10 protein-coding genes are annotated in these 9,206 nt (G+C 72.4%); 5 read left to right on the top strand and 5 right to left on the bottom strand.

From position 1 onward, the window contains the following. The 3 genes from FV229_RS10245 to FV229_RS10235 form a co-directional block, all read left to right on the top strand. The coding region (locus FV229_RS10245; protein ID WP_210246597.1) for an OsmC family protein at positions 1–556 on the top strand (556 nt) is incomplete at its 5' end. Between the two features lie 112 nt (positions 557–668). Next, on the top strand, positions 669–1,622 hold the full coding sequence (locus FV229_RS10240; protein WP_246688132.1) for a 2-hydroxyacid dehydrogenase: 954 nt from the start codon (positions 669–671) through the stop codon (positions 1,620–1,622). Then, positions 1,619–2,458: an AprI/Inh family metalloprotease inhibitor gene (locus FV229_RS10235; protein ID WP_147751861.1), complete on the top strand. Its 840-nt coding sequence runs from the start codon at positions 1,619–1,621 to the stop codon at positions 2,456–2,458. The genes FV229_RS10240 and FV229_RS10235 overlap by 4 nt, the downstream gene beginning before the upstream one ends. Before the next feature lie 21 nt (positions 2,459–2,479). On the opposite strand, the gene FV229_RS28560 is transcribed toward FV229_RS10235, so the two are convergent. Further along, on the bottom strand, positions 2,480–3,154 hold the full coding sequence (locus FV229_RS28560) for a PRC-barrel domain-containing protein (RefSeq protein WP_147751860.1): 675 nt from the start codon (positions 3,152–3,154) through the stop codon (positions 2,480–2,482). Positions 3,155–3,369: 215 nt separating this feature from the next. On the opposite strand from FV229_RS28560, the gene FV229_RS10225 reads away from it, so the two are divergent. After that, a complete protein-coding gene (locus tag FV229_RS10225; RefSeq protein ID WP_147751859.1) occupies positions 3,370–3,939 on the top strand; it encodes a glutathione peroxidase in 570 nt (189 codons plus the stop codon). 17 nt (positions 3,940–3,956) lie between these two features. Here the strand turns inward: FV229_RS10225 and FV229_RS10220 are convergent, their stop codons facing one another. Beyond that, on the bottom strand, positions 3,957–4,517 hold the full coding sequence (locus FV229_RS10220) for an NAD(P)H-dependent oxidoreductase (protein ID WP_147751869.1): 561 nt from the start codon (positions 4,515–4,517) through the stop codon (positions 3,957–3,959). 430 nt (positions 4,518–4,947) lie between these two features. On the opposite strand from FV229_RS10220, the gene FV229_RS10215 reads away from it, so the two are divergent. Then, complete coding sequence (locus FV229_RS10215) at positions 4,948–5,355, top strand: DoxX family protein (RefSeq protein ID WP_147751858.1); 408 nt, start codon at positions 4,948–4,950, stop codon at positions 5,353–5,355. A 10-nt stretch (positions 5,356–5,365) separates the two neighbouring features. On the opposite strand, the gene FV229_RS10210 is transcribed toward FV229_RS10215, so the two are convergent. The 3 genes from FV229_RS10210 to FV229_RS10200 all read right to left on the bottom strand — a co-directional run bounded on the left by FV229_RS10210 (position 5,366) and on the right by FV229_RS10200 (position 9,091). Next, positions 5,366–6,571 (bottom strand): L-dopachrome tautomerase-related protein, encoded by a 1,206-nt coding sequence (locus FV229_RS10210; protein WP_187275111.1) that lies wholly within the window; start codon positions 6,569–6,571, stop codon positions 5,366–5,368. 13 nt (positions 6,572–6,584) lie between these two features. After that, positions 6,585–7,562: an SMP-30/gluconolactonase/LRE family protein gene (locus tag FV229_RS10205; protein WP_147751857.1), complete on the bottom strand. Its 978-nt coding sequence runs from the start codon at positions 7,560–7,562 to the stop codon at positions 6,585–6,587. Between the two features lie 134 nt (positions 7,563–7,696). After that, on the bottom strand, positions 7,697–9,091 hold the full coding sequence (locus FV229_RS10200) for a dipeptidase (RefSeq protein ID WP_147751856.1): 1,395 nt from the start codon (positions 9,089–9,091) through the stop codon (positions 7,697–7,699). Positions 9,092–9,206: the final 115 nt, after the last annotated feature.

Here is a 9,206-nt window from a genome sequence, read left to right as displayed (position 1 = left end):
GGAGGGGGCAGCGAGCGGGCAGGATCGCTCGAAGGGGAGTCAGGCCGCCGCCGTCGTCATCCGATCCCTGCCGGCCATTCCGCAGGGCACTGGATCTTCGCCGGGAAGTGCGGCAACCGTCTTGGGGGATGCGGGGGCATCGCGGGAGGCCGGCGTGAGCGGGATCGTGGTGACCTATGAGGGGCGCTTGCGCTGCCGTTCCGAGCATGCCGAGTCCGGTGCCGTCGTCCTCACGGATGCTCCGAAGGACCATCACGGGCTCGGGGCCGGCTTCTCTCCGAGCGAGATGCTGGCGGTGTCCCTCGGCAGTTGCATTCTGAGCATGATGGGTGTGGCCGCGCACACGATGGGCCTGGAGATCGGCCATGCGACGGCGACCGTCACGAAGGAGATGGCCGACGCCCCGCGACGCATCGCCCGGTTGTCGGTCGACCTCCAGGTGCCCGGCGCCTTCGACGACGGGCAACGCGCCCGGCTGGAAGCGGCCGCCCACGCATGCCCGGTCCACGGCGTCCTGAACATCGACGCTCCCATCACCATCGACTGGATCGGATAGCGACGATGCCGATGCGCGCAGGATCGTCAGCTCCCTCCCGTCCATGCGACGGACACCAGCCGCGCCCCGCGCCCGGAGCCGACCTTTGACCCTGCATCCGCCCGAACTCCTCATGCTGAAGCCGATGCACCCGAGCGTGGCGGAGGCCCTGACGCCCACCTTCGCCCTGCACCGGCTCGACACCGCGAACGACCGCGACGCGTTCCTCGCCGAGGTCGGCCCGCGCGTCCGCGGGCTCGCGGTCAACGCCCAGGCGGTGGTGGACGGCGCGCTGCTCGACCGGCTTCCCAACCTGGAGATCGTCGCCAACTTCGGGGTCGGCTACGACACGATCGACGCCGCCGAGGCCGCGCGGCGCGGCGTCGTCGTCACCAACACGCCGGACGTGCTCACCGACGAGGTCGCGGACCTGGCGGTCGGCCTCCTGCTCGCCACGATCCGCCGGATCCCGCAGGCGGACCGCTACCTGCGCACCGGGCGGTGGCCGGCGGCGCCGTTCCCGCTCACCGCATCGCTGCGCGGGCGCCGGGTCGGCATCCTCGGGCTCGGGCGGATCGGGCGGGCGATCGCCCGCAGACTCGAAGGCTTCGGCGTCGAGATCGCCTATCACGGACGGCGGCCGCAAGCCGACGCCCCCTACGCCTACCATCCGACCCTGGTCGGGCTGGCGCAAGCCGTCCACGTGCTCATGGTGGTGGCGCCGGGTGGCGCCGGCACGGACGGCCTCGTCGACGCCGCGGTGCTCGCGGCGCTCGGGCCGGAGGGCATCCTCGTCAACGTCGCCCGCGGCAGCGTGGTGGACGAGGCGGCGCTGGTCGCAGCGCTTGAGGCCGGCACGATCCACGGCGCCGGCCTCGACGTCTTCGCTGCCGAGCCGCACGTGCCAGAGCGGCTCGTCGCCCTCGACCGGGTGGTGCTGCTGCCGCATGTCGGGTCGGGTACCCACGACACCCGCGCCGGCATGGGGCGGCTTGTCGTCGACAACCTGGTCTCGTGGTTCGAGGGCCGCGGCCCGCTGACGCCGGTGGCGGAGACGCCTTGGCCGGTTTCGGGCGCCCGCGCATGAGCACGGCCCACTCCGTCGCCGGCCTACGGTTCGCTGCCGGGGCTTGGCTCGCTCTGGCCGGCGCCGCCCGCGCGCAGGAGCCGCCCGCGGCCGACTCGCCCGCGCCCTTCGCGACGACCCTCCCCGAGGCGCGCGGCGGCGTGCCCGGCACCTGGGACTTGTCGCGCGACGGCACCAACCGGCGCTGCGTGATGACGCTGAGTTCGGAATCCGGCGAGGCCGGGCAGGTGGTGCGGTTTCCTGCCGGCTGTCGGCGGGCGGTGCCGGTGGTGGGAACGGTCGCCGGCTGGCTCTTCGCCGACGGCGTCGTCCGCCTCGTCGACAGGAACGTCCGCCCGGTGCTGGCCTTCGCCAAGCGCCCCGACCAGCGCAGCTACGTCGCCACGGCCGCGTCGGGCGAGAGCTACAGCCTGGTTCCGCTGGAAATCGCGGCGATGGGTACGCCGAGCCTCCTCGATCCGGCGCCGGTCGCGGTCACGCCGCCCGCGCTCGCACCGTCCGCCGCCGCGCCGGAGCCGGTGCCGACCCCGGCGGCCGCGCCCGGGCCCGGCATTGGCGCGCAGGCCGGGATCTACGCCCTCGACCGGCTGCTCAACCGCGACGTCTGTCGCCTCGATCTCGGCGGCGGTCCCGGCGCGCCGGTGCACCTGCTTCCGAATTGCCGCGACACCGGGATCGAGGTGTTCGACCCGGCGACGTGGCGCACCGGCCAGGGCCGGATGACCCTGGTGGCCAAGCGCGGGCACGTGGTGAACCTCGTGCCCGCCGGCGACGGCACCTGGCGGCGCGACCCCGAAACCGGCGTCGCCTTCGTGCTCCGCCGGATCGAGCCGTAAGGCCGCCCTACAGGGTCGCGATCACTTGGCCCCGTCGGCCTTGGTGGCGTCGTCCTTCGGCTTCTCCTTGCCGAGGTAGATGTATTCCGGCGCCGCGCGGAGCTGGTCCTTGTCGGTGTTGATCACGGCCCGCAGCGCCTTGCCGTCGATGCGCTGGAGGTGAAGCGCGCTGGGATCGACCGCCACGTACTTGGTGCCGATCCCGAGGAAGCCGCCGACGCCGACGACCCAGGCCTTCACCTTGCCGTCGAAGCCGATCACCACGTCGGCGATCTCGCCGATGGTCTCGTTGGCGCCGTTGATGATGCTCTGGCCGACGAGCTTCGAGCTGACCATGTCGTCGGGCGACTGCGCGACGAAGGTCGGCCGCAGGTCGTTCGTGAAGGTCGCGGGCTGCCCCGGCACCGGCTCGACCGGCTTCAACGGCGCGGCCGACGCGTCCGGCTTCACCGTGTCGGGCTTCACCGTGTCGGACTTGGTCGTGTCGGAGCTGGAGGCGTCGGGCTTCACCACGTCAGGCTTCACCACGTCAGGCTTGGGCGCGTCCGGCGAGATCGTGGCCGGCTTCTCCGGCGGCACCGCCTGGGTGCCCGGTGCGGGCGCGGTCGGGGCCGGCGTCTGCGCGAGCGCGAGGCTCGTTCCCAGGGCGGTCGTGCCCAGGGTGAGGAGGACCGTTCCGGCAATCAGGCTGCGCATCGCGTCTCGTCTTTCCATCGTCGCCCCGCGCCCGATCCGGCCCGAAGTCGACAGTCAAGGTTCCCCCGCAAAAGGCCCGCCGCATCAGAAGGTTCCACCGGTGCCGACGGTGCGCCGGCTCGCGAAATCGCGCGATCGGCCGCCCTGGACCTCTCGGCCGCCTGCGCCATGTGGTGGCTGACGTGATCTGCCACCGTTCCGGAGGCCGCAAGCCCATGATCCTTCACCGCCGCGACGCCCTCGCCCTCCTCGGTGCGGCCGTCGGCGCCGCCACCGCCGGCCGCGCCCAAGCCCTGGATGCCGGGATGCGTGCCACCGCCTTCGCTTTCGACGGGCCGGAAGGGGGCGCGATGCCGCTCTCGGCCTATGCCGGGCGACCGATCCTGGTGGTCAACACCGCAACCGCCTGCGGCTATGCCGGCCAGCTCGCCGGGCTGCAGACCCTGTGGACCCGCTTCCAGGAGCGCGGTCTGACGGTGCTCGGCGTGCCGTCGCCCGATTTCGGCAACCAGGAGCCGCTGGACGGGGTCGCCATCGCCGAGGCCGCCCGCAAGAACCACGGCGTCACCTTCCCGCTCACGGCCAAGACGCGGGTGAAGATGCCGGGCGCGCACCCATTCTACCAGTGGGCGGCGCTCGAGAAGCCCGGCGAGACGCCGCGCTGGAACTTCCACAAGTACCTCGTGGCCCGCGACGGCACCCTGGCCGCCGCCTTCGCGACGCAGGTCGAGCCGACCGATCCGCGGGTGATCAGCGCGATCGCCGGGTCGCTCGACAAGGCTTGAAGGTCAAGGCCTGAGGGTCACGCCGCCGGCGCCTTGGCCCGGTCGGCCCCGCGCGACACGGCGAGCAGGGCGTCGAGCTCGCGGCCGGCCGCTTCGATGCGCGCGGCCACCGTCGCGTCGGCGACGACCCCGTCCGCGATCTCGTCGCCGCCGGCATAGACCGAGGTCGGCGCGATGTGCGCGGAGAAGAACCCGAACAGCGGACGGAGCGAGTGCTCCACCACCAGCGCATGGCGCAGGCCGCCGCCGGTGGCGGCGAGCGCCACCGGCAGGCCGACGAGCGCCTCCGCGCCGACGAAGTCGAACACGTGCTTGAACAGGCCGGAATAGGCGCCCTTGTAGACCGGCGTCCCGACGATCAGCGCGTCGGCCCCCTCGATCGCCGCGACCAGCGCCTCCGCCGACTCCGAGAGGTCGTCGCGGGTGAGCGCACCGAGGCCCGGCCCGGCGTCGATCAGGTCGATCACGGTCAGGTCGATGCGGCGATGGCGGCCGAGTTCCGCGGCGATCGCCTCGACGAGGGTGCGGGTGCGCGAGGGCCGGTTGATGCTCGCCGAGAACGCGACGACGCGGGGCAGGGGCACGGATGGGACCTCGGGACTCGGCGGAGCGCCCCGGCCCGTGGAGGCCGGCGGCGCGATCGGCCCGTTGTGACCGGTCCGGCGACGCTTGGGAACCACCGGGGGGCGCGACTCCGCCGCCGTGTCGGGGGCCGTCCGTCCATTCGGCGGGATGCGCGTGAGGGGACCCGATGTCATGGCATTGGCCCTTCGCACGGGTTGAGGCGTCCCGGCGGAGCACCGGATCGGAGGCCGAGGACGGCGTTCCCTGCAAGTCCCTAGCCCGGCGCGTCCGGTCGGAAGGAAAGTGTGACACGCATCGGTTGGGATTTCATGAAGCGGTCGAGACGCGCCCGACGGCAGCACAGTTCGCCGAAGCCCCAAGCTTGACAGCGGCGCCGAATTCTTCGCGATGGTGTCTCCCCCGGCCTCGGAGACACGTCCGCTCATGAACTCGCTCGTCGCGCGCCTGAACGGCTACGCCCCCCTCGCCTTGTCGCTGCTGCGGGCGGTGACCGGCCTCGTCTTCCTCCAGCACGGCACGCAGAAGCTGTTTGGCCTGCCGCCCCGCGCGATGCCCGCGCCCGAGCTGCTCTCCCTCGCGGGCGCCGCGGGCCTGCTCGAACTGGTCGGCGGCGCGCTGATCATCCTCGGCCTGTTCACCCGGCCCGTCGCGTTCCTGCTCTCAGGCCAGATGGCGGTGGGCTACTTCCTCGTCCACGCGCCGAAATCGCCGTTCCCGGCGGTCAACGGGGGCGACGCCGCGATCCTGTTCTGCTTCGTCTTCCTGTACCTCGTCTTCGCCGGCCCCGGCCCGCTGAGCGTGGACGCCGCCCGCGCCGGCCGCCGCTACTGAGCCGAGGTCGTCACTGAGACAATCCGTCGACCGGGTCGGCGTCGATCCGCATCCGCAGGATCGCGTAGGGCGGTTGCTGCAGGTCCTTGCCGTGGTTGAACTCGGGGCGGCGGTTCACCTGCGCGCCCGAGATGTAGAGCCAGCGGTCGGCGGTGATCCAGAACGTGTCCGCCCAGATCAGGCGCGGATCCGAGGCGATCACCGTGATCGTGCCGTCGGGGTCGCGCCGGCCGACGGCGTTGTGCTCCTGCAGGCTGAGGTAGACCCGGTCCTTCGAGTCGGTGGTCAGGCCGCCGGTCATCCCCTTCTCGCCGAGGTCCTTCACGGTCGCCGCCACCTCGGCATCCGTGACCTTGGGATCGAGGAGGTCCGCGGTCTCCACGGAATACAGCCGCCGCGCCATCAGCGGCGCGTAGTACAGGCGCGTGCCGTCGGGGCTCAGCGCGATGCCGTTGGCGCCGCCCTTCGGATGCTGCGGCGGGCCGTCGCCCTTGGTCTGCATCACCGGGCGCTCCTCGACGAACTTCACCACGCCCTTCTGCGACTTGGTGCTGGCATGCTCGGAGAGCCGCCGCGCCACCTGTCCGGTGGCGAGGTCGACCGCGAGGATCGCCCCGTCCTCGCCCTGGCCCTGGTCGGTGATGTAGGCGCGCTGGCGCCCGGCTCGGACCTCGACGCGCAGGTCGTTCAGCGACGAGGTCGGCGTGACGCCGGCCTCGAGCGGGATCATGCGGACGATCCGGTTCGTGGCGAGGTCCATCTGGACGAGCTTGGCCCCGCCCGGCACCGGCGCGCCCTTGCCCTCGGGCAGGCCCGAATCGAGCAGCCACAGGCTGTCGTCGGGGGCGAAGACGCCGTTCGGCACGTGGAAGAACGTCGCCTGCGGCCGCCCCGCGTCGGGGGTGTTGGTCGCCTGGTCGGGATAGGCCTTCACCGAGCCGTCCGGCGACACCTCGCCCACCGTGATCGGCTCCTTGCCGGTGAAGCGCGGCATCATCACGAAGACGCGGCCCTTGTGCGAGATCGCCAGCCCGGTCGGGGTCGAGGGCGCGTTCGCGGCGAGCGCCAGCTCCATCGGAGCCGCCGTCCGGCTCGCGACCGCGGTCCCGCCTGGCGCGGGCGAGCCGCCCTCGGCCGCGACCGCGGGCAGGGCGAGGGCGGCGAGGCCGCCGGCGAGGAGGTGGCGCCGGGCGAGAGACAGTCGGGCGAAGGACATGGAGCTTACCGTTTCAGCCGCGGGGCGCGACGCGCAGGTCGATGGCGAGGATGGCGTGGCCGGCGGCGACGAACAGCCGGCGCCCGTCCGATCCGCCGAAGGCGAGGTTCGCGGCAGCCGTCGGCGTGGCGATCCGCCCGAGCGCCGTGCCGTCGGGTGCGAAGATGCGGATGCCGTCGCCGCAGGCGGCGTAGACCCGGCCACCGGCGTCGACCTTGAGGCCGTCGGGTACGCCGGCTTCGATCGCCGCGAAGGTCCGGGGCGGTCCGAGCCGACCGTCCGGACCGACCGCGAAGGCCATCACCGCGCGACCCCCCTCTGGGTTGAGCGACGCCCCGGATTCGCTGACGTAGAGGGTGCGCCCGTCCGGCGCGAAGGCGAGGCCGTTCGGCTGGTCGAGGGCGTCGGTCATCGCCTCGACGCGGGCCGCCGACGAGCCCGGCGCGGTGACGCGGTAGACGCGCCGCGCGGCCTGCTCGGGCTCGGCCAGGATGCCCTCTTCGGGCTGGGTGATGCCGAAGACGGGATCGGTGAACCACACCGCGCCGTCGGTGGCGACCACCGCGTCGTTGGGGGAGTTCAGCCTCTTGCCGCCGAACGCGTCCGCCAGCACGGTCTTGGTCCCGTCCGCCTCGCGCCGCACCACACGCCGGGTGCGGTGCTCGCAGGTGATCAGGCGCCCTTGCGCGTCCAGCGCGTTGCCGTTGCCGTTCTCGGACGGGTCGAACAGGGTCTTCGCCGACCCGTCCTCCGCGAGCACGCGGATGCGGTTGGCCTTGGTGTCGCTGAACACCAGCCCGCCGAGACCGGGCGCCCAGCACGGACCCTCGCACCAGCGCCCGTCGTCGAACAGCGTCCGCAGTTGTGCGGACGGGTCGATCAGCGCGTCGAGCCGCGGATCGTCCACCCGCACCACCGCGCCCGCCGCCCGCGCCCTCGAGGCGGCGAGCAGGCCGAGGCCGCCCGCCAGGATCGTGCGTCGATGCGGCATGAGGCTCCCGGGACGGGCGACCGGCCGGGTTGCCGTCGCGCGGTCAGGGAAGGCGCAGAAGCACGCCTCGGTTCCCGCGAGCCGTCTCGCACCGCACCGCCTGCCCCAGCGGAAGGGGGAGGGAAAGCCGCCGCTCAGTGCCCCCGCCGTGCCCCCAAAGCCGACAGGATGCGCGCCCACGAGCGCGTGCCCTTGTGGAAGCTCCGCAGGTCGTACTTCTCGTTCGGCGAGTGGATGCGGTCGTCGTCGAGTCCGAAGCCGATCAGCAGGGTGTTGCGGTCGAGGAGGCGCTTGAAGTCGCCGACGATCGGGATCGAGCCGCCCGCGCCCACCGTCACCGCGGGCACGCCCCACTCGTCCTGGAGCGCGGCGCGGGCGGTCTCCAGCTCCGGCATGTCGAAGGGCAGGCTGATGGCGCGCGAGCCCTTGTAGCAGATCACGTTCACCGAGCAGTCGGCGGGGATGCGTGCGCGCACGAAGGCCTCGAAGGTCTCGGCGAGCTTCTGCGGGTCCTGGTCGTCCACGAGGCGGAACGAGACCTTGGCGCTGGCCTTGCCCGCGATCACCGTCTTGGTGCCCTCGCCGGTATAGCCGCCGATGATGCCGTTGACGTCGCAAGCCGGCCGCGACTGCACCAATTCGATCAGCAGACGCCCGCGCTCGCCGGCCGGCTCCGACAGGCCGATGGGGCCGAGGAACGTTTCGGGCGTGAAGTCGAGGCCGCGCCACTGCTCCAGCACCTCGGGCGGCCGCTCGCGCACGCCGTCGTAGAAGCCAGGCAGCGTCACCTTTCCGTCATCGTCGTGCAGGTCGGCGAGGATGCGCGACAGCACGTGGATCGGGTTGCGCGCGGCGCCGCCGAAGAAGCCCGAATGCAGGTCGCGGTCGGCGCAGGTCACCTCGACCTCGAAATAGGCGAGCCCGCGCAGGGACGAGGTGATCGCCGGCGTCGTCGGGTTCCACATCGACGTGTCGCACACCAGCACGACGTCGGCGGCGAGCCGATCCTTGTTCCGCGCCACCCATTCCGGCAGCCCCTGCGAGCCGTTCTCCTCGGCGCCCTCGATCAGGATCGTGACCGCGCAAGGTAGCTCGGCGTTCATCGCGAGATGCGCCCGGCAGGCCTCGACGAAGGTCATCACCTGGCCCTTGTCGTCGGAAGCGCCGCGGGCGACGATTGTCTTCTCGCCCTTCGCGTCGGTGGCGATCCGCGGCTCGAACGGCGGCGTCTCCCACAGGTCCAGCGGGTCCACCGGCTGCACGTCGTAATGCCCGTAGAACAGCACGTGCGGCGCCCCGGGCTTCGGCTTATGCGCCAGCACGACGGGGTGGAGCGAGGTCTCCTCCACCGAGGTCTCGAACCCGAGCGCCGTCAGGTCCGCGGCGAGCCAGGCCGCCGCCTCGCGGCAATGGGGGGCATAGGCCTGATCGGTCGAGATCGAGGGAATCCTGAGGAAGGCGAACAGGCGCTCCAGGGCGTTGTCGAGATCCTTGTCGATGTCGTTGAGGACGGAATCGAGGGCGGCCATCGGGGCTCCTGAGGCGGTTCGGCGGTCCGGCCCAGGGTTAGCCGAGGCGTGCGCAAACGGAAACCGCTTCGCCCGCAACGCGACGCCCGACGCGGCGACGACTACGGATTGGAAC

Origin of the sequence: Methylobacterium sp. WL120 (genome assembly GCF_008039465.1) — a bacterium.
In the GTDB taxonomy this organism is placed as follows: Bacteria; Pseudomonadota; Alphaproteobacteria; order Rhizobiales; family Beijerinckiaceae; genus Methylobacterium; species Methylobacterium cerastii.
This window is presented reverse-complemented; position numbering and strand designations above follow the sequence as displayed.